This is a genomic window from Brevibacterium sp. HMSC07C04 (genome assembly GCF_001815905.1).
Taxonomy (GTDB): domain Bacteria; phylum Actinomycetota; class Actinomycetes; order Actinomycetales; family Brevibacteriaceae; genus Brevibacterium.
The window spans coordinates 46,622-69,310 of the sequence record NZ_KV823261.1 but is presented as its reverse complement, the minus strand read 5'-3'; the positions used below and the strand labels follow the sequence as shown (position 1 = coordinate 69,310).

At 61.1% G+C, this 22,689-nt stretch carries 19 protein-coding genes and 1 pseudogene; 11 read left to right on the top strand and 9 right to left on the bottom strand.

Features of this window, described 5'->3' with window-relative positions; translation table 11 throughout:
- Positions 1-127 precede the first annotated feature (127 nt).
- Genes HMPREF3162_RS06210 through HMPREF3162_RS06200 form a run of 3 tightly spaced genes read left to right on the top strand, consistent with a single transcriptional unit; the run spans position 128 to position 5,465 of the window.
- Positions 128-1,246: an exonuclease SbcCD subunit D gene (locus HMPREF3162_RS06210; protein ID WP_070777379.1), complete on the top strand. Its 1,119-nt coding sequence runs from the start codon at positions 128-130 to the stop codon at positions 1,244-1,246.
- Positions 1,243-4,275, top strand: a complete 3,033-nt coding sequence (locus HMPREF3162_RS06205) for an AAA family ATPase (protein ID WP_070777273.1) — start codon at positions 1,243-1,245, stop codon at positions 4,273-4,275. The genes HMPREF3162_RS06210 and HMPREF3162_RS06205 overlap by 4 nt, the downstream gene beginning before the upstream one ends.
- Before the next feature lie 26 nt (positions 4,276-4,301).
- The gene (locus HMPREF3162_RS06200; protein ID WP_083318931.1) at positions 4,302-5,465 is read left to right on the top strand and encodes a ParA family protein; all 1,164 of its coding nucleotides are present in this window, start codon (positions 4,302-4,304) and stop codon (positions 5,463-5,465) included.
- Between the two features lie 106 nt (positions 5,466-5,571).
- On the opposite strand, the gene HMPREF3162_RS06195 is transcribed toward HMPREF3162_RS06200, so the two are convergent.
- On the bottom strand, positions 5,572-6,138 hold the full coding sequence (locus HMPREF3162_RS06195) for a MerR family transcriptional regulator (protein WP_070572800.1): 567 nt from the start codon (positions 6,136-6,138) through the stop codon (positions 5,572-5,574).
- A gap of 189 nt (positions 6,139-6,327) precedes the next feature.
- Positions 6,328-7,032 (bottom strand): lysophospholipid acyltransferase family protein, encoded by a 705-nt coding sequence (locus HMPREF3162_RS06190; protein WP_070777271.1) that lies wholly within the window; start codon positions 7,030-7,032, stop codon positions 6,328-6,330.
- An 84-nt stretch (positions 7,033-7,116) separates the two neighbouring features.
- Between HMPREF3162_RS06190 and HMPREF3162_RS06185 the strand changes: the two genes are divergently transcribed.
- Genes HMPREF3162_RS06185 through HMPREF3162_RS06175 form a run of 3 tightly spaced genes read left to right on the top strand, consistent with a single transcriptional unit; the run spans position 7,117 to position 10,029 of the window.
- Positions 7,117-7,887 carry an alpha/beta hydrolase gene (locus tag HMPREF3162_RS06185; protein WP_070777269.1) on the top strand — a complete coding sequence of 257 codons (771 nt, stop codon included), beginning with the start codon at positions 7,117-7,119 and terminating at the stop codon, positions 7,885-7,887.
- Entirely contained in the window at positions 7,877-8,281 is a 405-nt protein-coding gene (locus tag HMPREF3162_RS06180) for a hypothetical protein (RefSeq protein WP_070777266.1), read from the top strand. The genes HMPREF3162_RS06185 and HMPREF3162_RS06180 overlap by 11 nt, the downstream gene beginning before the upstream one ends.
- Before the next feature lie 35 nt (positions 8,282-8,316).
- Positions 8,317-10,029 carry a DEDD exonuclease domain-containing protein gene (locus tag HMPREF3162_RS06175; protein ID WP_070777264.1) on the top strand — a complete coding sequence of 571 codons (1,713 nt, stop codon included), beginning with the start codon at positions 8,317-8,319 and terminating at the stop codon, positions 10,027-10,029.
- Here the strand turns inward: HMPREF3162_RS06175 and trpD are convergent.
- Positions 10,009-11,091 (bottom strand): anthranilate phosphoribosyltransferase, encoded by a 1,083-nt coding sequence (trpD, locus tag HMPREF3162_RS06170; protein WP_070777261.1) that lies wholly within the window; start codon positions 11,089-11,091, stop codon positions 10,009-10,011. The genes HMPREF3162_RS06175 and trpD overlap by 21 nt on opposite strands.
- Before the next feature lie 446 nt (positions 11,092-11,537).
- Here trpD and HMPREF3162_RS06165 point away from each other — a divergent pair, with 446 nt between their 5' ends.
- From HMPREF3162_RS06165 to HMPREF3162_RS06145, 5 genes and pseudogenes are all read left to right on the top strand, one after another.
- Positions 11,538-12,140 (top strand): aa3-type cytochrome oxidase subunit III, encoded by a 603-nt coding sequence (locus HMPREF3162_RS06165; protein ID WP_371089267.1) that lies wholly within the window; start codon positions 11,538-11,540, stop codon positions 12,138-12,140.
- A gap of 50 nt (positions 12,141-12,190) precedes the next feature.
- Positions 12,191-12,973 (top strand): cytochrome bc1 complex diheme cytochrome c subunit, encoded by a 783-nt coding sequence (locus HMPREF3162_RS06160; RefSeq protein WP_070572811.1) that lies wholly within the window; start codon positions 12,191-12,193, stop codon positions 12,971-12,973.
- 41 nt (positions 12,974-13,014) lie between these two features.
- Positions 13,015-14,070, top strand: a complete 1,056-nt coding sequence (locus tag HMPREF3162_RS06155; protein ID WP_070572813.1) for a cytochrome bc1 complex Rieske iron-sulfur subunit — start codon at positions 13,015-13,017, stop codon at positions 14,068-14,070.
- The gene (locus HMPREF3162_RS06150; RefSeq protein WP_070572815.1) at positions 14,070-15,695 is read left to right on the top strand and encodes a cytochrome bc1 complex cytochrome b subunit; all 1,626 of its coding nucleotides are present in this window, start codon (positions 14,070-14,072) and stop codon (positions 15,693-15,695) included. Before HMPREF3162_RS06155 ends, HMPREF3162_RS06150 begins: the two co-directional genes overlap by 1 nt.
- A gap of 315 nt (positions 15,696-16,010) precedes the next feature.
- Positions 16,011-16,379: pseudogene (locus HMPREF3162_RS06145) on the top strand (IS110 family transposase); the annotation flags it as partial.
- Between the two features lie 613 nt (positions 16,380-16,992).
- Here HMPREF3162_RS06145 and HMPREF3162_RS06140 read toward each other — a convergent pair.
- From HMPREF3162_RS06140 to HMPREF3162_RS06115, 6 genes are all read right to left on the bottom strand, one after another.
- Positions 16,993-17,394, bottom strand: coding sequence for a cytochrome c oxidase subunit 4 (locus HMPREF3162_RS06140; RefSeq protein ID WP_070572819.1), 402 nt, complete (start codon positions 17,392-17,394; stop codon positions 16,993-16,995).
- Positions 17,391-19,094 (bottom strand): aa3-type cytochrome oxidase subunit I, encoded by a 1,704-nt coding sequence (ctaD, locus tag HMPREF3162_RS06135; RefSeq protein ID WP_070572820.1) that lies wholly within the window; start codon positions 19,092-19,094, stop codon positions 17,391-17,393. Before ctaD ends, HMPREF3162_RS06140 begins: the two co-directional genes overlap by 4 nt.
- A complete protein-coding gene (coxB, locus tag HMPREF3162_RS06130; RefSeq protein WP_070572822.1) occupies positions 19,091-19,984 on the bottom strand; it encodes an aa3-type cytochrome oxidase subunit II in 894 nt (297 codons plus the stop codon). The genes ctaD and coxB overlap by 4 nt, the downstream gene beginning before the upstream one ends.
- Before the next feature lie 178 nt (positions 19,985-20,162).
- Complete coding sequence (gene aat, locus HMPREF3162_RS06125; RefSeq protein WP_070573030.1) at positions 20,163-20,765, bottom strand: leucyl/phenylalanyl-tRNA--protein transferase; 603 nt, start codon at positions 20,763-20,765, stop codon at positions 20,163-20,165.
- A gap of 19 nt (positions 20,766-20,784) precedes the next feature.
- A complete protein-coding gene (locus HMPREF3162_RS06120; RefSeq protein ID WP_070572824.1) occupies positions 20,785-21,132 on the bottom strand; it encodes a HesB/IscA family protein in 348 nt (115 codons plus the stop codon).
- Between the two features lie 90 nt (positions 21,133-21,222).
- Complete coding sequence (locus tag HMPREF3162_RS06115) at positions 21,223-22,614, bottom strand: dipeptidase (protein ID WP_070777257.1); 1,392 nt, start codon at positions 22,612-22,614, stop codon at positions 21,223-21,225.
- Between the last annotated feature and the right edge of the window lie 75 nt (positions 22,615-22,689).

Sequence of the window (22,689 nt, the reverse complement as noted above, 5' to 3'; positions counted from 1 at the left end):
ATTCCGGTTGTGCCCCGTAAGGGGCGGCCTCCATTTTGTGTCTGAACCACTGTACCGAATGCGGCAGTGATCTCCGCCATGCGGCTGGCTCGGGGCAGTGTCCGTGCCAGCCTCTACGCTTGTCCCCATGAGGATCCTTCACACTTCAGACTGGCATATCGGGCGGACGTTCCACGGCTTGAACACCGTTGCGCAGTTTCTTGAGTACGCCGACTTCCTCATTGAGACCATCGAACGCCATTCGGTTGATGTGCTTCTCGTCTCCGGCGATGTATTCGACCGTGCCGTCCCGCCGCTCGATGCTCTGGAAGCCTACGAATCCACCATGGCGCGCGTTCTCAACACCGGCGCCGTCGCCGTTCTCACCAGCGGCAACCACGATTCCCACCAGCGGCTGGGGGTTGGCCGCAGACTCATGGAATCCTCCGGACTCTTCATTCGCACGTCGCTGTCCGACATCGAACGCCCAGTGCTGCTGGGCGCAGACGACGACCGGACGGCCGTCTACGGCATCCCCTACCTCGAACCGGCTCTCGTCAGCGGTCAACTGGACACGGCGCGCACCCACAGCGCCGTTCTCAGGGCCGCCATGGAGCGCATACGCGCCCACCGCGCCGCACACTGTCCCAAGCACAGGGCAATCGTCATGGCCCACGGGTTCATAGCCGGTGCCGAACCCAGCGACTCCGAAAGGTCTATTGAGATCGGCGGTGTCGGCCGGGCAGAGGCCGACCTCTTCACGTGGGCGGACTACGCCGCACTCGGCCATCTGCACCGCCCGCAGACGATCACACCGAACGTGCGCTATTCGGGTTCGCCTCTCCCCTACTCCTTTTCAGAGGCCGGCACAGACAAGATCATGTGGCTCTACGACACGCACAGCGGCATCATTGACCCCATCCAAATTCCCGAATTCCTTCCGATCTCCTCGCTCACCGGAAAAGTCGCGGATCTGCTGGCACAGGCGCCGGACCAACAAGACCGCTGGATAGAGGTGCAGCTGACAGACACTACGGTCCCCCACGGCGCATTGGACTCACTGCGCCGAGCATTCCCCCAGCTGCTCAGCGTGCGGTGGACCAACCTCGTCCAGGCCTCGTCTCACCCCCGCCGCCGCGCCGATGCGATCGACGACGCCGAACTGTTCGCGCAGTTCTGTCGGACAACAGTCGGCCGCTCCCCTTCAGAAGCTGAGAGAACCCTATTCGCAAACGCAATGCAGTGGGCACAGGAGCAGACGCAATGAAGTTTCACAAACTCTCCGTGGAAGGCTTCGGTGCCTTCAACCAGCGTCAGACAGTCGACTTCGACGCGGTTGCCAGTGACGGTCTGTTCCTCATTGCGGGGCCGACGGGGTCAGGAAAAACAACAATCCTGGATGCTGTCACCTTTGCGCTTTTCGGGCGCGTAACCGGTGCCCGCAATGATGCAGGCGAACTGCGTTCAACATACGCCGACCCCAATACCCCCACGACTGTCGTCCTCGAATTCACAGCCGACGGGCGCCGCTGGAAGATTGAACGCAGCCCCGGCTACGACCGTCCCAAACTTCGCGGCGAAGGCACAACCAAGCAGAGGCCCCAGGTGCACCTGTTTGAAAGCCGAGCTCAGCAATGGAGGCCGGTTGCTTCTCGCAACCAGCAGGTAGGGGAAGTCCTCGCACCGATCATCGGCCTGTCCGCCGAACAGTTCACCAAGATCGTCCTTCTGCCCCAGGGAGAATTCACGGCATTTCTCAGGGCTGATCCAGCTGAGCGCGAACCGCTGCTGCGCAGGCTTTTCAGCACGGAGCGGTTCAGCTTTGTCGAAGAATGGTTCAGCAAACGCTCGCAGGAGGCCGGCCGTGAGCTCGACGACATCATGAAGCACCGCCGTGACCTCATGAAGACAGCGGCCGAACTGTGCCTTGATCCTCTGCCTGTTCCAGACGACCCTCGTCCCCGGCCTGTAGACGTCGGTGCGTTTCTGTCAGCTGCGCGAACAGCTGTCACTGAGCACTTGGAGACAGCTGAGATCGCCGGTCGCGCAGCTGATGCCCGCGCAGAACGGCAGCGCGAACGCGCTGAGGAACTGCTGCGCGCTGCCGACAAAGCCGAAAAGCTCGAAGAGCACCGGCGGCTGGAGGTCGAGCACGAAAGCAAGCGGGAGGCAGTCGAAACCGCTCGGCACCAGCTCGGAAGGAAGGCAGAAGCCGACCGCATCATGCCGAGCCTGAGCGAACAGCGGAAAGCCCATGCGGCTCTTGCCAACGCGCGCAGGCAGCATGAGCGCACGCAGGAAACCCTGACGGCAGCCCTCGGGCCGGTTGAAGATCTTGCCAGCTGCGACACCATCGCAAGGAGCGCCTATGCTGCGGCCAACAGCCTGCAGACCAGTCTGCGTCGCCGAGAAGACCTCGAAGCAGAAAGCCGCCGATGCCGCAAAGCCCTCGAGACGGCGCACGCAGAACTGCAGAAAGCGCAGGCAGTTCACGCAACGGCTGTGGAAGCCGACATAGCGGCACAGAATGCTGTTGCGGAGGCGCCCGACATCGAAAAACTCGAAGCTGAGCACCAGGAAACCGCAGCTTTGGCTGACAGAGCTCTGGAGGCTTACGATCGGCGCTCCGAACTGCAGAAACTGGAGCGGGGCGCGCAGGCGATTGTGCGCGACCGCGAACATACCGAACGCGATGCCGCTGAACACTATCGAAAAGTGCGCGACCTGCGCCTTGCAACGATAGCGTCCGAACTGGCCCAGGGTCTGCGAACCGGCCATGCGTGCCCGGTGTGCGGTGCGGTAGAACACCCAGCCCCGGCGCCGACGGCGGCTGAGGAGGCCACGCGGGAAGCCGAAGAAGACGCTGAGCGGGAAGCAGAGCGCGCTCGAACCGCGGCAGCAGACGCTCGAACCAATGCTGCAGCGGTGCAGGCACAGCTGGCCGCTGCCGAAGAATCTGTCAAGAACACCAGGTTCACAGGCGCCGAAGAAGCACGAGCCGCTGTGAATCATGCAGAGGCAGCGCTGAGAGAAGCGCGCGAAGCGCAGCAGAAGGTGCTGCGCACTGCCGAACACACGCGTGACCGCCTGGCGGCCGCACAGGAACAGCTCGCCACCGCTCAGAAGCAGACCGACAGTGCCAGGGAACGCTTTGCGGCGGCCGAATCTCAGATGGCTGCGGTGACGCAGACTCAAGATTCAGTCTTCGCACCCGATATTCAAGCAGCCGGCATCGAACTTCCGCTGACCGCTGACGATGCAGCTGCTGCGGCTGCCGCTCTCAGTGACCGCATTGCGCTCATCAGCGACTTGCGCGCGGCTGAAGACAGCCAAAGGCGAGCCGAACGTGAACACGCTGAACGAACCGCACGTGTCGCCGCTGAGCTCAGCGCTTCTGAATTCGCCAGCGCAGAGGCTGCTGAGCAAGCCGCCTCGGCAGACACCGACGATCTCGAGCGTGTTCTGAAGGCGAATGACTACAGGGTGGCCAAACTGCGGGAGAACCGCGAAAGCTCTTGGTTTGCCGAAGCCCACGACCTGCTGACGGCAGAGGAATATCAACGCCGCGCAGCAGAGGCAACGACAGCCGCACACATCTGCGCCCAGCAGGCGCGCACTCTGCACGAGCGCACAGCGGTTGTAGCCGACCGCCTGAATTCACTGCAGAGCCTCATCGGCGACTTCGCCGCCGATTCCGAACATCAACACCGCGCCCTTGAAAGGCTGGCAACAGAGATTCAGCTTTCGGAGCTGGTTCGCGGAACAGCGCATCACTCCAAGCTCCCGCTGTCTTCGTTCGCCCTCCTGGGGCTGTTCGAAGCCGTCACCCGCAGTGCGTCAGAACGGCTCAGCAGCATGACCAGCGGACGCTACAGGCTGGCAGTCGACCCGCGTGGGCGGCGAAAAGAACGCAGAGTCGGCCTCAGCCTCGTCATCCATGACGCCTTTTCCGAAACCGCGCGCGATCCTCGTTCCCTATCCGGCGGAGAATCGTTTATGGCCGCTCTGGCTTTGGCCCTCGGCCTGGCCGACACTGTCGCCGAAACCGCGGGGGGCCTGCGACTGGACACCCTGTTCATTGACGAGGGGTTCGGCAGCCTCGACCCGGACTCACTTAATTCGGTGCTCACCGTACTCGACGAACTGCGCACCGGCGGGCGCTGCTTGGGTGTCATTTCGCACGTCGAATCGATGCAGCGAGCCATACCGGCGAAAATCGTCGTTGAGCCCGGTGCATCAGGTTCAACAATCAGCACTGCGGGGCTGAAACATTCCGCGGGCGCCTCCAGCATCTGAGCAGAAGAATCAGATACCGTTGAATTGTGCTTGTCCTTAGTATTTCCAGTCTCAAAGGCGGCGTCGGCAAGACGTCGGTCACGCTCGGCTTGGCTTCTGCCGCCCAAAGCCGGGGAATACCGACCCTCGTGGTCGACATGGACCCTCAGGCTGACGCTTCCACGGGCCTCGATGTACCGATTTCCACGCCGCTGGACATCGCCGATGTTCTCGCAGCGCCGAAGTCAAAGCTCGCGCGTGAAGCCATGGTGTCCAGTGGATGGACTGAAAGGGGATCCAGCCGCCTCGATGTCATTCCCGGTTCGCCGCGCGCTGCTGAGTTCGATCGCCCCAGCCTCTCCGAGCGCTACCTCAAGCGTCTGCGCGACACGCTCAACCGCGTCTCGGACGTCTACAGGCTGGTCATCATCGACTGCCCTCCGTCGCTGAACGGGCTCACCAGGACAGCATGGACCGCAAGCAACCGAGTGCTCGTCATCACCGAGCCGGGCCTCTTCTCAGTCGCAGCGGCAGACCGTGCCCTGCGGGCATCTAATGAGCTGCGAAAGAGAACCGCCAAGGACCTCCAGCCTCTCGGCATAGTGCTCAACCGCGTGCGCCCATCATCGCGCGAACACAGTTTCCGCATCAACGAACTCAAGGACATGTTCGGGCCGCTTGTCGTCAATCCGCCGCTTCCTGAGCGAACCGTCCTCCAGCAGGCGCAGGGATCAGCTCGCCCTATCCACCAGTGGCCAGGCGCGCCCGCCAGCGAACTTGCCCGCGCTTTCGACAAGATCCTCGACCGTGCGCTGCGCAGCGAGAACATTCGAGGTCGGCGACCGGTCGAAGTCGCGCCGAGCACCAACGAGATTCCAACAACCAGCCAGGACCCGCAGAAGCTGCGAGGACAAGCCGAGCGCAGTCGCGATGAAGCTCCGAGACCGAAGATCAACAGGTTCTCGGACACGCAGAGGACTGCGCCCGAGGCACAGCAGACAATGCGGATCGGCACGGTGCCCGCAGAAAATCCAGTAAGACCACAGACACGCTCTGCAGATAGGCACGGCCCGGCAAGACTGAGCGGCTTGGCAGATAAGTTCAGGTCAACCGATCAGGCCGGTCCAGCTGAAAAGCCGGGCTCCAGCACACCGACCGGGCCGCGCTCGGACGGTTCATACCCAAGCCGTCGCGATCTTCGGCGCCGCTGATACAGCATTCACAAAGACAGGCCCCGTCCGTCCAGCAGAAACGGCCAGGAGATGATCTCCTGGCCGTTTCTGCATATAAGGGCCTTCGGTCCCCCTGGGGTGCGAATCAGCTTGACTTGCGGGCCCTCCGAAGAGCGAGTTCGTCAATCGGCAGTTGAGCCTGCTCTGGCCTTTCGCTGGGAAGCTCAGACAGCGTTCCTTCGACTTCGCGCCACACCTGACCGACTGCGATGCCGAACACGCCCTGCCCTCCCTGGACAAGGTCGACGACTTCGTCAGCGGAGGTGCATTCAAAAACAGAAGCGCCGTCGCTCATCAAGGTGATGCGCGAAAGGTCGTCAATACCGTGTTCGCGCAGGTGCCCCACCGCAGTGCGAATCTGGTTGAGGGCCACACCGGTGTCAAGCAGGCGCTTAATGACCTTCAACACCAAGATGTCGCGGAAGGAGTAGAGGCGCTGCGAACCAGACCCGGTGGCAGTGCGAATAGACGGGACGACAAGATCGGTTCGCGCCCAGTAGTCGAGCTGTCGGTACGTGATGTCGACGACACGGCATACTGTCGGGCCGCGGTAGCCCGCGTCTTCGTCGAGCTCCGGAAGGTCGTCGTCAAAAAGCAGCCCTTGAGCTGCGCGGGGAATCGGCTTGGCCGATTCTTCTGTTGAGTGGCTCACGCCATCTCCTCCTTAGACCCCTGGGGGAAGTAAGGGCGCGTTGTCGAAGTCCTCTGAGTTTACCGCATAGGACAGACACGCACCCGGGGCTGTCTACATGAAGAATGTATGTGCTGCGCGGACCGGATTCAAACATCTTGGCGATAACTTTTCTGCGTGTCGTCGTTATCCTAAGAATCGAAACCCTGCTCAGCTGTCTCGTTCAGCTTTCTTCTCAGCCAGCAGTCGGGTCTTGACCGTCGATGCGTATTTGTCCTCGTACTGCTGACCGGACAGGCGCAGGATTTCGTACATGACTTCGTCAGTTATTGATCGCAGCAAAAACCTGTCGTGTTCGAGGTCCTGGTACCGACTGAAGTCCATCGGCTCGCCGAAGACCACACCCACCCGGCGCAGCCTGGGAATGACGGAGCCGGTTTTCAGCACCTTGTCGGTGCCGATGACCGCAACTGGAATGACCGGGACACCCGCCTCGAGAACCAGGCGAGCAACTCCCGTGCGACCCCGGTAGAGCTTCCCATCAGGACTGCGCGTACCCTCCGGGTAGATTCCCAAGAGAGCCCCGCTCCTGAGGACTTTCAGACCAGCCTGCAGCGATGCTTCGGAAGCCGACCCTCCGCCTCGGTCCATAGGAAGCTGGTTCGTGGCCTTGAAGAACCACTTGGTGAAGAAGCCCGTAATGCCCCGACCCATGAAGTAGTCCTTCTTAGCAAGGTAGACCACCGGGCGAGGCGCAACGAGAGGCGTGAAGATTGAATCGACAAACGAAAGGTGGTTGCCTGCAATGATGGCCCCGCCTTCAGCCGGAATGTTCTCAAGACCGCGGACCCAGGGACGGAAAAGAGCCTTGAGAAACGGACCGACGAAGATCCGCTTGAGCAGCCAGTAGAACACTCAGAGCCTTTCGGGACGCACCGCGCTTGTTTGCGCTTTCGAGTATAGGTCCTCTTGACCCTGCCGCTGTGGCATGCTGGAAACATGACCTCTCATCTGGCCCAAGAGATGACGCAACCCCTCCGCCTGCCCGGCTCTGGCGATGTCGGGATTCTCGCCGTCCACGGCTTCACGGGCTCCCCCGCCTCGATGCGCCCGCTTGCACAGGCCCTCCACACCGCTACCGGTGCGCCGGTCCGAGTGCCTCTGCTGCCGGGCCACGGCACCGACCTTGACGACATGGCTTCAAGCACGTGGGAACAATGGTGCTCAGCCGTTGACCGGACCGCTGACGAACTTCGCTCCGAGTGCAGCCAGATCGTCCTCATCGGACTGTCGATGGGCGGAGCGCTCTGCCTGCACACTGCTGCCAACCGATCAGACACCGCACACATCGGGCTTATCAACCCGGCCGTTTACGTCGACAGCCCATTCGCACCGTTCGCCGGTTCGCTGGCTGGGCTGATAGAGCGGGTCCCCGGGATTGAGAACGCAATCAACAAGCCCGGGCAGGACGAACTGGCGTATCCGCAGGTTCCGCTGCGCAGTGTGGGCGAACTCTTCCGCGGCGTCCGCGATGTGCGTTCTCTGCTGTGGCGCGTGCATGCGCCGATCACCTATTTCCTCTCCGGATCAGACGATGTGGTCAGCCCGCGTTCATGGAACTCTGTGCGCCGGGGCGTCCGCGGGCCGATGAGAACGGTGCCGCTGCCCATGAGCAATCACGTTGCGACCCTTGACTACGATTCCGACAAGATCGAACGGGTGCTGGCCGCTGCCATTCGCGGTCTGCAGGGGGCTGCCGATGGCGCGTGACGAACACAAACCGGAATGGGATCGCCTCAGCCCTGATGAGAAGGTCACGGATGAGCAATGGGACTCGGTCATGTCCGGCTACAGCGATCTCGACGCCGTCAATTCCGAAGTCTCAGCTGACGAAGCCGCAGACTACCTCGCCGAGCAGGACGGGTGGACTGCCCCGCCTGTGCCCAAGATCGGCATCCGCAGAGCACGACCCGGCTTTGTTGTGTCAGCCGCCGCACTGCTTCTCGGCATTATCGGACTGGTCATGACCGCTATGTTCTTTCGCTCAGCGCCGGGACTGCTGACGGCGTTCTTCATCGCCAGTGCCGCCGGCGGCGGGGTGGCGCTCCTGCTGTTTCTTCCCGCATCGCGCACCGAGCGATTTGATGACGGCGCACAGGTGTGACTCTTCGTGTCAGTGCCTGGTGGGACGATGGCTGAATGAAGGAATTTCCCGGCTTCGATCTCCCTGAGCCCGTGCGCTCCGGCCAGCTGAACATCGCCGATATCGGCACGGACCTCAGCGATGTCACGTTCACGGTTCTCGATTTCGAAACCACCGGGTCAGACCGTTCCGGCGGCAACGTCACGGAGATCGGCGCTGTGCGTATGCGCGGCGGCGCAGTCGACGGAGAATTCCAGACACTCGTGAATCCGGCAGGGCAAGTCGTTTCGCCCTTTGTGCAGCGCTTGACCGGGATCACCAATTCCATGGTGGCCGCGGCACCGGAAATGCGCACAGTCCTCCCCGCGTTCTTGGAATTCGCCCGGGGCACAGTGCTCGTTGCACACAATGCGCCTTTCGATATCGGCATTCTCCGGCGAGCGTGTGAAGAACACGCCTATCCGTGGCCCCAGTTTCGCGTTGTCGACACGCTGACTTTGGCCCGACGGATCCTGCCGAAGGGGGAAGTCCGCAACCACAAACTCGCAACGCTCGCTCAGCATTTCGGCACTAGGACCGATCCGGAGCATAGGGCGCTCGCAGATGCACGGGCAACGGGAGATCTCCTCAATCACCTGTTCGACCGACTGGGCGGATACGGCGTCAACACGCTCGAAGAACTGCTGTCGCTCAAACCACAAGGCCTGGGACGCAGACGCACAAAGCTGCACTTGGCAGACAATGTCCCCACAGGCCCCGGTGTCTACATGTTTCTCGACGGGGCACGCCGCGTCCTCTACATAGGCAAGTCCCGCGATATGCGCACCCGCGTCCGGTCGTACTTCACTGCGGGTGAAACTCGCGGCCGGATGACTGAAATGGTGACTGCTGCCCAGGAGGTCACCACTATTCCCTGTGCGACAGAAACAGAAGCTGCGGTGCGTGAAGTGCGGCTCATTGGGGAACTCGCTCCGCCCTACAACAGGCGATCAAAGCGGCCGGAACGCCAAACCTGGCTGAAGTTCACCGACGAAGCGTTTCCTCGCCTATCAGCCGTAAGGGCGCAGCCGCCCCACGGTCTCCTGGCGGCGGGGCCGTTTTCCTCGCACCGCAGTGCGCTCCAGGCCAAAAATGTGCTTGAACAGCTGTACCCGCTCAAAACGTGCACGCAGAACCCGCGGTCGGCAAAGTTCAGGCCCTGTGCCGCCAGCCAGGTCGACGCATGCGGTGGCCCCTGTTGCGGCATAGCAAGCGCCCGGGAGTATCAACACAGCATCCGCGGACTCGAGCAGTTCGCAGCCGGAGACACAGCCGATTTCAGTCACCGCCTGAACGAAAGGCTGAAGCTGCTTTCCCAGCAGCAGCGCTTTGAATCAGCCAGCGACGCGCTGGAAGCCGCCGTGCAGATGCTGCGCGTCCAAGCACGTGCGGAAGCAGCGCGTCTGATCAACCAGATACAGCAGATAACAGCCGCACGCCCGCAGCCGAACGGAAGCTGGGAGATCGTCCTCATCCGCTGGGGGCGGCTGGCCGCATCCGAAACCGCCGCGAAGGCCTCGGCTGTGCTCAGCACCGCTCGGGAAATGGAAGCAACAGCTGCCCATGTTGAACCCGAATACCCAACGCTTCTCGAAGAGCACGCACTCTTGTCGGCGTGGCTCTACGGCGAAGGCACTGTGCTCATCAGCTCGACGGCACCGCTGGCGCTGCCGCGCACGGGCTTCGGCTTTGCCTCTGCGCGGCTCGGCTCACGCAGACGCGGTGACTGACTCTTCCACCAGCTGGTCGAGCTTTGCAGAGGCTTTGCCAGCGTCAAGCGCTTCCTGAGCCCGCTGGAACTGACTGGCCAAGCGGTCGGCAAGCGGCCCCTCGGCATCCGCAGAGGCGGCCACAAGAGCAGCGGCAGCGTTGAGGAGTACGGCATCGCGCACCGGACCGGTTTCACCGTCGAGTGTGCGGCGAATAACGGAAGCGTTGTAAGCGGGGTCCCCACCTCGCAGATCGTCCTTCGTCACCCGAGCTATGCCAAGCGACGTCGCATCGAAGACCGAATGCTCAATCTGTCCGTCGCGGACTTCCCACACGTCATTGACCGCAGTGTTCGACAGTTCGTCCAAACCGTCCTGCGAACGGAAGACAAGTGCCGAATCTCCGCGTTCAGCGAGCACCCCGGCTATAAGAGGCGCCATAGCGGGATCCGACACGCCGATGGCAGTTGACCGGGCCCCTGCTGGATTTGCAAGAGGCCCGAGGATGTTGAAGGCGCTGGGCACCGCGATCTTCTTGCGCACGGGCGCAATGAAGCGCATAGACGGGTGGTAGACGTTGGCAAACAGAAACGCCATCCCGACTTTGTCGGCCAGTGCCGCCGTCTGCTCTGGCGTCAGGTCGAGCGCCAGACCGAGGTGTTCAAAGACGTCAGCCGACCCTGACGCCGAAGAGGTGGCCCGGTTTCCGTGTTTAGCAACCGGAACCCCGGCTCCGGCGATGACGAACGAGGCGGTTGATGAGATGTTGACTGTCTTGGCGCGGTCGCCGCCAGTGCCGACGATGTCGACATAGCCGGTGAGGCCGTCAATGGAAACGGCGTGTTCCATCATCGCCGACACAAGGCCCGTAATCTCTTCGACGGTTTCGCCCTTGCCGTGGTGAGCAACAAGGAACGCGGCCATGGTGACATCCGGAACATCGCCGGACATGATCTGATCCATCGCCCATGCCGCAGTCGCACCGTCCATGTGGCGGTGGTCCATGAGACCGACGATGAGGTCCGACCAGTCGCGTACGTCCTTCATGACGCTGCTTTCGTAAGCGGTGAAGGGAACGGTCATAGCTGAGCCTTTCTGATGGACGAGTGTGCGACACGGCAAGCCCGGCCAGTTTATCTGGGCGGCGGGGCCAGATAGCGCTCGGCCCAGACTTCGGGGCAGCGCCTCCGACCCATGCCGGAGTGAACTGTGCAGATGAAGTTGCGGGCTTTGCCCTGGGGCGAAGAATCACCTTGCGAGAAGACCCGCAGGGCGAAAGCGCAGAATAAGAAGGAAGATGACTCGGACAAGCAGAACAGTAGTCCGCATCACAGTAGTTCGACACGCAGAGCCGGCACGTCGGCACCACCGGGAAAAAATAAAAGAACCGCGCCAACTAGCCGAAACGCGGGCATTGAAGTCTCAATCAATGAGTGAATCCTGAGTGAAAGATGAAATTCACCTGCGGACTGAGTAATAATCGGGGTGTGTCAACTGCAGCTTCATCTCAAACAGCGCCGGTTCATCCCGTGATCAGCAGGCCGAACACGACGACCATCGGCTTCGTCGTGTGGCTTGCGAGCGAGCTGATGTTCTTCGCCGCGCTCTTCGCCATGTACTTCACGATCCGCTCCGTCGCCCCGGACATGTGGGCAGCGGAAACACCCAAGCTCGAAGTCCCCTTCGCGCTTGTGAACACCTCGATTCTGGTTCTGTCCTCCGTGACCTGCCAGGTCGGCGTTCATCACGCTGAGCGCTTCAAGCCCAGCCGCCCCGCGGGCAAGAGCCTGTTCGCCATCGGACAGTGGGGCATGATCGAGTGGTACTTCCTCTCGTTCCTCCTCGGCTCGGTCTTCGTCGGCGGCCAGGTCATGGAGTACGCCACGCTCGTCTCCGAAGGCGTCGCAATCAACTCGAACGCCTACGGCTCCGTCTTCTACCTGACGACCGGATTCCACGGCCTGCACGTCATCGGCGGTCTCATCGCGTTCCTGTTCGTGATCGGACGTGCCTACGGTGCCAAGCGCTTCGGACACCGCGAATCGACGTTTGCAGTATGTGTCTCCTACTACTGGCACTTCGTCGACATCGTTTGGGTTGCTCTGTTCGCAATCATCTACCTGCTCCAGTAAGCGGGCGCCCCGCACACCCCGCAGCGATAATTTAGTAAAGGACAAGACTCGTGAAGTTTCTTGCAGAACGCCGCCGGCACCCCATGGCGCTCGTTGTTCTCCTGCTGGTCGGACTCCTGTTCACCGGAGGGGCATACGCGCTGTTCACCGGCGGAAGCGATGCCAACGCAGACGAATACTCCGCTGATCAGATCGACGACGGTCAGAAGCTGTTCGTCACGAACTGCGCAACCTGCCACGGCATGAATGGCGAAGGCACCGAAAACGGACCCAGCCTCATCGGCGTGGGCGCATCCGCGGTCGACTTTCAGGTTGGCACAGGCCGCATGCCGCTCCAGATGCACGGCCCCCAGGCCCCCGTCAAGGCACCGCAGTTCAATCAGGACGAGATCGACAACATGGCTGCCTACGTCGCCTCGCTCGGTCCCGGCCCGGCAATTCCCGATGCTGAATACCTCGATGCCTCCAAGGGCGACGCTGCAGCCGGCGGCGGTCTCTTCCGCACCAATTGCGCTATGTGCCACAACGTCGTCGGCGCGGGCGGCGCTCTGACCCGAGGCAAGTACGCTCCGAACCTCAGCGAGGTTTCCGAGCGCCACCTCTACGAGGCAATGCAGACCGGCCCGCAGAACATGCCGATCTTCAACGACGCAAACCTCACCCCCGAAGACAAGCGCGACATCATCGCATACATCGAAGACACCAAGAAGCCCTCTCCCGGAGGCTTCAAGCTCGGAGCTCTCGGTCCGGTTGCTGAAGGTCTCTTCATCTGGTTCTTCGGACTGTCCGCAGTCATAGGCATCACCGTGTGGCTCACCGCCCGGTCGAAGTAAGCCAAGCCCTTATCCGTTTCGAGTACTAGACGAGGATGCACATGACCTCGAGTCACAACACCGGCACCACCGGCCAGCTTGAGCCGGTGAACGGGTTTGAAAACCCCGGCCTGCCGCAGCACAACCCCAGGATCACCGATGCCGAACCGCTGGCTGAGAAGGCAGCGGAGCGCCAGGTCGCTCTGTGGTTCCTGCTGTCGATGATCGGAACCATCTGGTTCATCGTCTCCTTCTTCCTCTTCGGCCCCAAGGGAGAAGAACCCACACACGCAGGCCTGCGTCTCCAAACGCTCATGCTTGGACTTGGCGCAGCGGCTGCACTGTTCGGCCTCGGCATCGGCATTGTCCACTGGGCACGCACGCTTCTGCCCGACGCCGAAATCGTTGAGGAGCGCCACTCGATCGCCGGTTCCGAAGAGGACCAGGCCATCGCTCTGGAGATCCTCAATCAGGCGAAGGAAGAGTCCGGCATTGCACGCCGACCGCTTCTGCGCAACATGCTCATCGCAGCTGTTGCGATCGCTCCCCTCCCCGCGGTTCTCGTCCTTCGCGACCTTGGGCCGCTGCCCGGCGACAAGCTCTTCACCACGCTGTGGAAGAAGGGTGTCCGCCTGGTCCTCGACCCCGGCGGCGTTCCCGGAGAGGGCGAAGAGCGCGCAATCAAGCTCGCTGACGTAACCATCGGCTCTGCATACCACGTTGTGCCAGAAGGCATGCACAAGTCGGAAGAGCCGCTGAACGAAAAGGCCAAGGCCGCGGTTCTGCTTATGCGCATCAGCCCTGATGAGCTCAACACCGAACCCGGTAAGGAAGACTGGGGCGTTGACGGAGTAGTTGCATACTCCAAGATCTGCACCCACGTCGGCTGCCCGGTTGCTCTGTACGAGCACCAGACGCACCACCTGCTGTGCCCCTGCCACCAGTCGACGTTCGACGTGACTCAGCACTGCAAGGTCATCTTCGGCCCTGCTAAGCGTCCGCTTCCGCAGTTGCCGATCGAAGTCGACAGCGAAGGCTACCTTGTCGCCCAGAGCGACTTCCGCGAGCCCGTTGGTCCGACCTTCTGGGAGATCAACACGAGGGAGACTGACGCCTGATGAGCAACACACTCACTGACAACAAAGCACTGATTGCCGGTGGCCGCTGGGTGGAGTCCCGCACCGGCGCTTCCAAGGCCGTCAAAGAATTCGGCCGGAAGATCTTCCCGAGCCACTGGTCGTTCATGCTCGGCGAGGTCGCACTCTACAGCTTCATCATCCTGATCCTCACAGGAACATTCTTGACGCTGTGGTTCCGCCCGGCTATGGGACACGTGATCTACGAAGGTCCGTTCGTCCCTCTTAAGGGCGTGCAGATCTCGGAGGCCTACGCTTCGACCCTCTACATTTCCTTCGAGGTCCGCGGCGGACTCTTCATTCGCCAGATGCACCACTGGGCCGCTCTGCTGTTCATGGCCGCTCTCTCGATCCACGCTATGCGCGTGTTCTTCACCGGCGCCTACCGCAAGCCCCGTGAAATCAACTGGATCATCGGTGTCGGCCTGATTGCAATGGGCATGGCTGCCGGCTTCACTGGCTACTCGCTGCCGGACGACCTCCTGTCCGGTAACGGTCTGCGAATCATCGACGGTCTGCTGAAGTCCATCCCGCTGGTTGGAACGTACATTTCGTTCTTCCTGTTCGGGGGCGAATTCCCGGGCGAAGACATCGTCTCGCGTCTGTACTCGATGCACATCATGGTTGTGCCCGCACTGCTAATCGCACTCATCGGCGCTCACCTGATGTTCGTCGTCATCCACAAGCACACCCAGTGGCCCGGAGCCGGCCACACCAACCGCAACGTTGTGGGCGAGCCCGTTCTGCCCACCTTCGCTGCGAAGGGCGGCGGCTTCTTCTTCATGATCTTCGGCCTGCTGGCCCTGATCTCCGGTGTGTTCACGATCAACGCGATCTGGAACTACGGACCGTACGACCCCTCCCCCGTTTCGGCTGGTACACAGCCCGACTGGTACATCGGTTGGCTCGACGGATTCCTCCGAATCATGCCAGGTTGGATGGAGTTCTACGTCTTCGGCTACCCTATCTCCGTCAACATCAACACCGCGCTTCTTGCCACCGGGGTTCTGTTCGTTGGAATGATTATCTGGCCGTTCTTCGAACAATGGCTGACCAAGGACACCCGCGAACACCACGTGCTCGAACGCCCGCGCAACAACCCCACGCGCACCGCGTTCGGTGTCGCAGCAGCCATCTGGTACCTGAATCTCTGGGCTGCCGCTTCGGGTGACCTCATCGCAGTGTTCTTCCACATGTCACTCAACGACATGATCTACATCTTCCGAGCACTGTTCTTCCTCGGTCCGATTGTCGGCTACATCGTGACTAAGCGAATCTGCCTGGCCCTGCAGCGCAAGGACCGCGAGATCGCTCTCCACGGTTTCGAGTCCGGTGAAATCATTCGCCTGCCGCACGGTGAGTTCCAGGAACGCCACAAGCCGCTGTCTGAAGACAAGCTGTGGAAGCTGACCGCCTTCGAAGCTCCGGGTTATGTACCCGCACAGCCGAACGAGGACGGTGTTATCACCAAGGCCGAGAAGCGCCGCGCACGTGTTGCACGGTTCTTCTACGAAGACCGAGTCGCCCCTGTTACGAAGGCTGAGCTTGACGCCGCGCACGACGACCACGAAGAGGTCAAGGCAGACGACAACAAGAAGCTGAACTGACACTAGGCGCTTGAAGCCCCGCAGCCACGTTGGCTGCGGGGCTTCTGCTTTGCCGGTGTCGATCCGTGTGCACGCGGCTCCTGCCAGACAGGTTAACCTCCGGTAGTACACCCAGTTTCCATGCTTTCAGAAGCTCATCCCGTGTCGACATAGCTAGTGAAAGCTACTCTCCCCCGCCACCTTTTAGGTATCACTGCTTTCCGTCAGGAAGGGCAGTGCTGGGAACCGGCTGGTTCCGGCGTGATGTCTGGCCCCAGTTGCTCTTGATCCGGGGGTGTTGTCACTGGGACCAGTCTGGTTCGTTCGGATGCAGCTAAGCATGATCAGCTGCTGGTCGTGGTGGACCAGCCAGCAACCATTGGCGCGTTAGTCATTGTGGTAGGCCAACAAATGGGGATTGCCGTTGCCTACCTGCCGGGGCTGACCATGCGCCGTGTCGCTGATCTTCATCCAGGCCAGGCGAAGACGGATGCCCGGGATGCTTACATCATCGCTGATGCAGCCCGCACCATGCCCCACACACTGCGTGGGATCACTGTCGCGGACGAACACATCGCCGAATTGTCAATGCTGTGTGGCTTCGATGACGATCTGGCAGCCCAGCTGACCGGGGTACGCTATCGGCTGCCAGTCCTGCTCACACAGATACATCCTGCCCTCCAGCGGGTACTGGGACCGCGCCTGCCACCCTCTTAGCGAAGTCCTGACCTCTACTATGCCAGGCATCGGGGTCAGGACAGCCGCGCGTATCGTCACAGAAGTCGTCGGCAAAGCCTCATATCCGCAAAGCCCGCTCCACGCAACAAGCCCCAGCAGCTTGACGAAAACCATAGGAGCACCCTCCCATTGCCCCTCCCGGTAGGGCCAGTTGCTTAACCTGACGCGAAGCAGCACATGTGACCACAAGACCCGGCGAGGGGGCCAGCTGCGAGGACCCTCGCCGGCGAAGGTGAAACGAGTTCCCGGACTTCAAGCTTGAACGTTCCGTTTGTGTGCTCCCCCGCCGCCGATTGCTACCCACTCGCCAGAGCTGCATCATTGGCCTTACTCGGTCCGGGACACGCCTCGTGGGCGAACATGCACACCCACCACCTGGACAATGACGCTGCTCAGCCGATTCAAGCGACCTATAGGTGCTGTGCTGCCACCTTTTGGGTTGCATATTGGCTTCAGTCGTCTCGAAGTGCCCGCGGATCAGAATTGAGACTGTCTGCGGTGTTGACGGCGTACCTATTGCAGCTGAACACAGCAAAGCGCCCCCGTGCGTATTGCACGGGGGCGCTTCAGTCAGAGTTAATCAGTGCGCGTGATCGCCGCGGTCGTACTCGTAGACAAGTCCGATCAGAGCCACCAGGCAAAGAACACCGCCGAACGGAATAATCCACCAGCCGACAGCGACTCCAAGGAAGCAGAGACCGATGCCTGCAGCAAGTGCCAGCGGCCACCAGCTCCAGGGGCTGTAGAAGCCGTATTCGTAGGCTTCGTCGCTGATCTCAGCGGAATCAATATCCTGGGGGTGCTTTCCCATCTGCTTATCCTGCAGGTACACATAGCCGCCGATCATGAGCGACATGAGACCAACAAGTGCAATGGCGGGAAAACCGACCAGTTCCTGAAAGTCCGTCAGGTAGCCGTAGACAAACGCAATGGGAATGAAGAAGAAGATTCCCGCTCCGATAATCAGACCCGAGGTTCTCACTTGGTGCTCCTTTCGGGCAGCGAGTAGGCGTCAGCCGGGTGACCTGCCAGTTCAAGCAGTTCCGGGTGGTTCGCATCAAAAGCAGGACGCTCCGAGCGGATACGCGGCAGCGATGTGAAGTTGTGACGCGGGGGCGGGCACGAGGTGGCCCACTCGAGCGAACCGCCGTAGCCCCACGGGTCGTTCACCGTCACCTTCGGTGCCTTACGAGCAGTGATCCACACGTTCCAGAACCACGGGATCATCGACAGCGCAAGAATAATCGTGCCAACGGTCGAGAGCTGGTTCTGCCACGTGATGTTGTCCTGCGGCAGGTAGTCGGCGTAACGACGCGGCATGCCTTCAACACCAAGCCAGTGCTGAATGAGGAAGGTGCCGTGGAAGCCGATGAACAGAATCCAGAAGTGGATCTTGCCGAGGGTTTCGTTGAGCATCTTGCCGGTGAACTTCGGCCACCAGAAGTAGAATCCGGCGAACATCGCGAAGACGACGGTACCGAAGATCACGTAGTGGAAGTGAGCCACAACGAAGTAGGTGTCAGACACCTGCTGGTCCATGATCGGGCTTGCCAGAACGACGCCGGTGAGACCACCGAAGACGAAGCTGACGAGGAAGCCGATCGACCACAGCATCGGAGTTTCGAAGGTGAGCGAACCGCGGAACATCGTGAAGATCCAGTTGAAGATCTTCACACCGGTCGGGACAGCGATAAGCATCGTCATGAACGCGAAGAACGGGAGCATCACAGCACCGGTCACGTACATGTGGTGTGCCCAAACGGTCACCGACAGAGCGGCAATTGCGATTGTTGCGTAGACCAGCATCTTGTAGCCGAAGATCGGCTTGCGGCTGAAGGTCGGGAAGATCTCAGACACGATGCCGAAGAACGGCAGTGCAATCACGTAGACCTCGGGGTGGCCGAAGAACCAGAACAGGTGCTGGTACAGAATCGGTCCGCCGTTCTCGGGGCTGAAGACGTGTGCGCCGAGCACGCGGTCTGCGGCAACTGCGAACAGAGCAGCAGCCAGCGGCGGGAACGCCATCAGAACGAGGATACCGGTGATCAGAACGTTCCAGGAGAACACCGACAGGCGGAACATCGTCATGCCCGGTGCGCGCATCGTGATCACGGTCGTGATGAAGTTCACGGCGCCGAGGATCGTGCCGAAGCCCTGGAAAGCAATGCCGAGAGTCCACAGGTGACCGCCCAAGCCGGGCGTATAGGTCGTGTTGCTCAGCGGCGCGTACGCCGTCCAGCCGAACGATGCGGCACCCTGCGGGGTGAGGAACCCGGAGCAGGCGATAAGCGAACCGAAGAGGAATACCCAGAACGCGAAGGCGTTGAGTCGTGGGAACGCAACGTCGGGAGCACCGATCTGCAGCGGCATGATGACGTTCGAGAAGCCTGCAAACAGAGGCGTAGCAAACATCAGCAGCATGAGCGTGCCGTGCATGGTGAACAGCTGGTTGTACTGTTCCTTCGTTTCGATGATCTGCATGCCGGGGGCGAAGAGCTCAAGACGGATGAGCACAGCCATAACACCGGCGACGCAGAAGAAGAGGAACGACGCAATCAGGTACATGTACCCGATCGTCTTGTGGTCGGTGGAGGTCAGCCAGTTGACTATGACCTTGCCCTTACTCACCGGAACCTTCGGTGCAGCACCGAGGTCGACGGGGCGATCAGCTACCGCCGTCATTTGTCAGCACCTTCTTTCTGGTATGGGTTGGAGTACCAGTGCGTACGGTCGTATTCTTCGCCGAGCACACCGGTGTTGCCCTGTTCACGAAGCTCCTTGGTGTAGGCAAGGTATTCGTCCTTGGACACAACCTTGACGTTGAAGAGCATCTCGGAGTGGAATTCGCCGCAGAGCTCTGCACACTTGCCGAGGTATTCGCCTTCTTTCAGAGCCTTGAGGTGGAGGGTCTCCACACGGCCCGGGGTCATGTCGCGCTTCTCAAGGAACGCGGGAACCCAGAAAGAGTGAATGACATCGCGCGAGCGGAGCTGGATTTCGAGATCCGTGTCCGCAGGCAGGTACAGCGTCGGCGCTTCTTCGCCGGGCTTCTCCGTACCGTCCAGGTTTGCCTGAACACCTGCGTAGTGGACGTCCTGGGATGTGTAGTTGAAGTCCCAGGCCCACTGCTTGCCGACAACTTCGATCTTTTCTTCGCCCGGCGTCTTGTCGTTCGTGGTCTGGTCGAACAGCGCCATGTTGTGGAAGAAGAAGCCCACAACGAGCATGATCGGGATGACCGTGTACATGATTTCGACGGGCATGTTGTACTGCAGCTGCACCGGCAGTCCGCGGTCGTTCTTACGACGGCGGTACGCGATGATGCAGAAGAGCATCAGGCCCCAAGTGATGGCGCCTACGGCAAGAGCAGCAATCCAGCCTCCGGTCCACAGAGCGGTGTACGCGTCTGTGTGTGACGTGGCGCCTTTAGAAGCGGCGGGCAGAAAGCCCAGCTCCGGAGCGCCGTTGGAGCAGCCGGCCAGAAGTGCGGAAGAGGCAAGCGCCCCTGCGACGCCCACTTTCTTCGCCCAGGCCTTCGGAGACCTGCGTGCTGACTGGTTCGGAGAATCCACGTGCAGCCTTTCGGATACCTAACGGATGCTTCCCAGCGGTTTGACTGCCTATTCACATCCGCAGCCCGCCACCGGGAGACACCCAACTCTGACTTTGTCTCATCTACCCTACCGCTAACGGGGGTGGAATTTCATACTCGCCTGCTCGTTGCATGAGAAAATCCTGTGTGCCGATCCTTCAAAGCCGCATTTCTAGGGCTTGCGCATACTCTGACTCGGAAATTTCCGACACGCCGAGCGTCTCCAAGTGCGGCGTCGACCATTGCGTATCGATAAGCCATTGCCCGTCCGCGCACCTGCGGTCCAGGTGCTCCACGAGGCCGACAAGCGCGGCTTTCGACGCGTCGGTCTGCCTGTGAAACATCGATTCTCCAGCAAAAACACTGCCCAGATCCAGACCGAAGAGACCCCCGATGAGCCGGCCGTCACCGTTCCAGACATCGACGGACTTCATCCAACCTGCGACTGCCAGCTCCGTATAGACGGCTTTGATTTCATCGGTGATCCACGCCCCCGGGCGCGTAGGGTCGGCACAGGCTTCCAGGACTTCACAGAAGGCGGTGTTCCACGTGATTCGCATACGGCGCATTGACTTGCGCAGGCTTTTGGAAATCTTGAGGTTTCCGGGCAGAAGAACGCCGCGCCGTTTGGGAGACCACCAGCCGAAGCCGGTCGTGCCCTCCAGTCCAAGCTCCATGGGAAAGAGCCCGGCTCGGTAGGCAGAAATGATCTGGCCGACCTCCAGCTGCGGCGAGACAGCTGCGAGGTCGGCCGGTTCCATTCCCATTGGCTGCGAAGCTTCAGTGGAAGGAGTCACCGCAGGCGCACGAGCCTGCGGCGTTGGGGTTGTCGATCGTGAAGCCCTGCTTTTCGATGGTGTCTGAAAAGTCGATGGTGGACCCGTCGAGGTAGGGAACGCTCATACGGTCGACGATGACTTCGACCCCGTCGAAACTGCGCACGGCGTCGCCGTCGAGGACGCGTTCGTCAAAGTACAGCTGATAAATCAGGCCGGAGCATCCCCCGGGCTGAACAGCAACACGCAGGCGAAGATCGTCGCGACCTTCCTGTTCGAGGAGGCTGCGCACCTTGTCTGCCGCCGCAGTGGAAAGGTCAACTCCGTGCGACGCCTGTTCTGCAACAGTCATATTCACTCCAATTAGTCGGTAGAGCCTACGGTACGTGTGAAAACGGCTGAGGCAAGCATAGTATTCCCCCGAGCCGCTGGGGCGGGAGAGTCAGACCTGTTCCCCCAGACGCCTGAGCAGAAGAGCTTCGGCCACAATGGCCCGTTTGAAATCGGGCAGATAGAGACTCTCGTTGGCGCTGTGGGCTCGCGTGTCGGGATCCTCAATCCCGGTGACGAGGATCGAGGCTTTGGGAAACACATCGAGGAGGTCAGCAATGAACGGAATCGACCCGCCCAAGCCCATCTTCACGGCATCTGTCCCAAACCCGTCGGTCAGCGCTTCCAGTGCCTTTCCGAGAATCGGATCCGATTCGTCTGCCCGCCACGGGCTGCCGTATTCAGAGGCGCCGAATTCGATCTGCGCGCCGAAGGGCGCATGAGCTTCAAGATGTTCGCGAAGCCTGTTCAAAGCGTCTTCGGGGTCCTGGCCCGGCGCCAGCCGCATGGAGACCTTTGCTCCTGCCCGGGCGTGCAGAGTGTTCGAAGAGTCTGCAACACTCGGCATGTCAATGCCGATGATCGTCAGGGCCGGCTGCGCCCACAGACGCGAAGCAAGTGGGCCCTTGCCGATGAACCGTGTGTCGGGCAGAACCCCACAGTCACGACGCAGGTCGTCCTCGTTGTAGTCAACTGCGACTTCTTCGGAAGCGACCAGCCCCTCAACGGCAGGCGAACCGTCTTCGCGGTGCAGGCTGGAGAGCAGGCGAATGAGAGCGAGCGGGGCATCCGGCGCCACTCCCCCGTACATGCCCGAGTGCACGGAGTGCTTCATTGTTCTGACCGTGAATTCCAGCGCCGCCATGCCGCGCAGGCTCGTGGTCAGCGCAGGTGTGCCTTCCGCCCAGTTGCCGGAATCGGCAACGATGATGACATCGGCAGCCAGACGGTCCCGGTAGCGCTCAATGAAGTCTCGGAAGCTTGGTGACCCCGCTTCCTCTTCTCCTTCAACAAACAGCGTCACACCGATGTTGAGTTCATCGGCCAGCAGCCTCAGCGCAGTCAGGTGAACGAGGATTCCCGCCTTGTCATCTGCTGAGCCCCGCCCGTAGGCGCGGTCGCCCTTCACGGTCAGCTCGAACGGACTCGTGTCCCAGTCCTCCCTGCTGCCTGCGGGCTGAACGTCGTGGTGGGCATAGAGCAGAACCGTGGGCTGTCCTTCCGGTGCCGCGCGGCGGGCTACTACGGCAGGGTAGCCCTCGCTGCCATCAGAGTTGGCACCGTGCAGGATTTCCACCGTGTCGAAGCCGACTTCCTCAGCAAGCTCAGCCGTGAGTGCAGCAGAATCGGCGACGTGCCGCGGATCGGCGTTCGGCCACGCAACAGACGGCACTGCAACCAGCCGGGTGAGGTCTTCGAGAACATCCGAGTAGATGGCGTCCAGACGCTCGTGCAGAGCTTCGGGTCCAGCGGATTCGCGCTGTGAAGATTCAGAAATGGTCATGCTCCGATACTATTAGCGCCGTACAGCCCTCGAAAGCACCGCACGGAGCACACGTGCGGCAAGCACTGTCAGGAG

Bases quoted from the DNA above. Each gene is read 5' to 3' on its own strand.
- HMPREF3162_RS06210 (WP_070777379.1), top strand. From the start codon at position 128: ATGAGGATCCTTCACACTTCAGACTGGCATATCGGGCGGACGTTCCAC.
- HMPREF3162_RS06205 (WP_070777273.1), top strand. From the start codon at position 1,243: ATGAAGTTTCACAAACTCTCCGTGGAAGGCTTCGGTGCCTTCAACCAG.
- HMPREF3162_RS06185 (WP_070777269.1), top strand. From the start codon at position 7,117: ATGACCTCTCATCTGGCCCAAGAGATGACGCAACCCCTCCGCCTGCCC.
- HMPREF3162_RS06180 (WP_070777266.1), top strand. From the start codon at position 7,877: ATGGCGCGTGACGAACACAAACCGGAATGGGATCGCCTCAGCCCTGAT.
- HMPREF3162_RS06175 (WP_070777264.1), top strand. From the start codon at position 8,317: ATGAAGGAATTTCCCGGCTTCGATCTCCCTGAGCCCGTGCGCTCCGGC.
- trpD (WP_070777261.1), bottom strand. From the start codon at position 11,091: ATGACCGTTCCCTTCACCGCTTACGAAAGCAGCGTCATGAAGGACGTA.
- HMPREF3162_RS06155 (WP_070572813.1), top strand. From the start codon at position 13,015: ATGACCTCGAGTCACAACACCGGCACCACCGGCCAGCTTGAGCCGGTG.
- HMPREF3162_RS06150 (WP_070572815.1), top strand. From the start codon at position 14,070: ATGAGCAACACACTCACTGACAACAAAGCACTGATTGCCGGTGGCCGC.
- ctaD (WP_070572820.1), bottom strand. From the start codon at position 19,094: ATGACGGCGGTAGCTGATCGCCCCGTCGACCTCGGTGCTGCACCGAAG.
- aat (WP_070573030.1), bottom strand. From the start codon at position 20,765: ATGGAACCGGCCGACCTCGCAGCTGTCTCGCCGCAGCTGGAGGTCGGC.
- HMPREF3162_RS06120 (WP_070572824.1), bottom strand. From the start codon at position 21,132: ATGACTGTTGCAGAACAGGCGTCGCACGGAGTTGACCTTTCCACTGCG.
- HMPREF3162_RS06115 (WP_070777257.1), bottom strand. From the start codon at position 22,614: ATGACCATTTCTGAATCTTCACAGCGCGAATCCGCTGGACCCGAAGCT.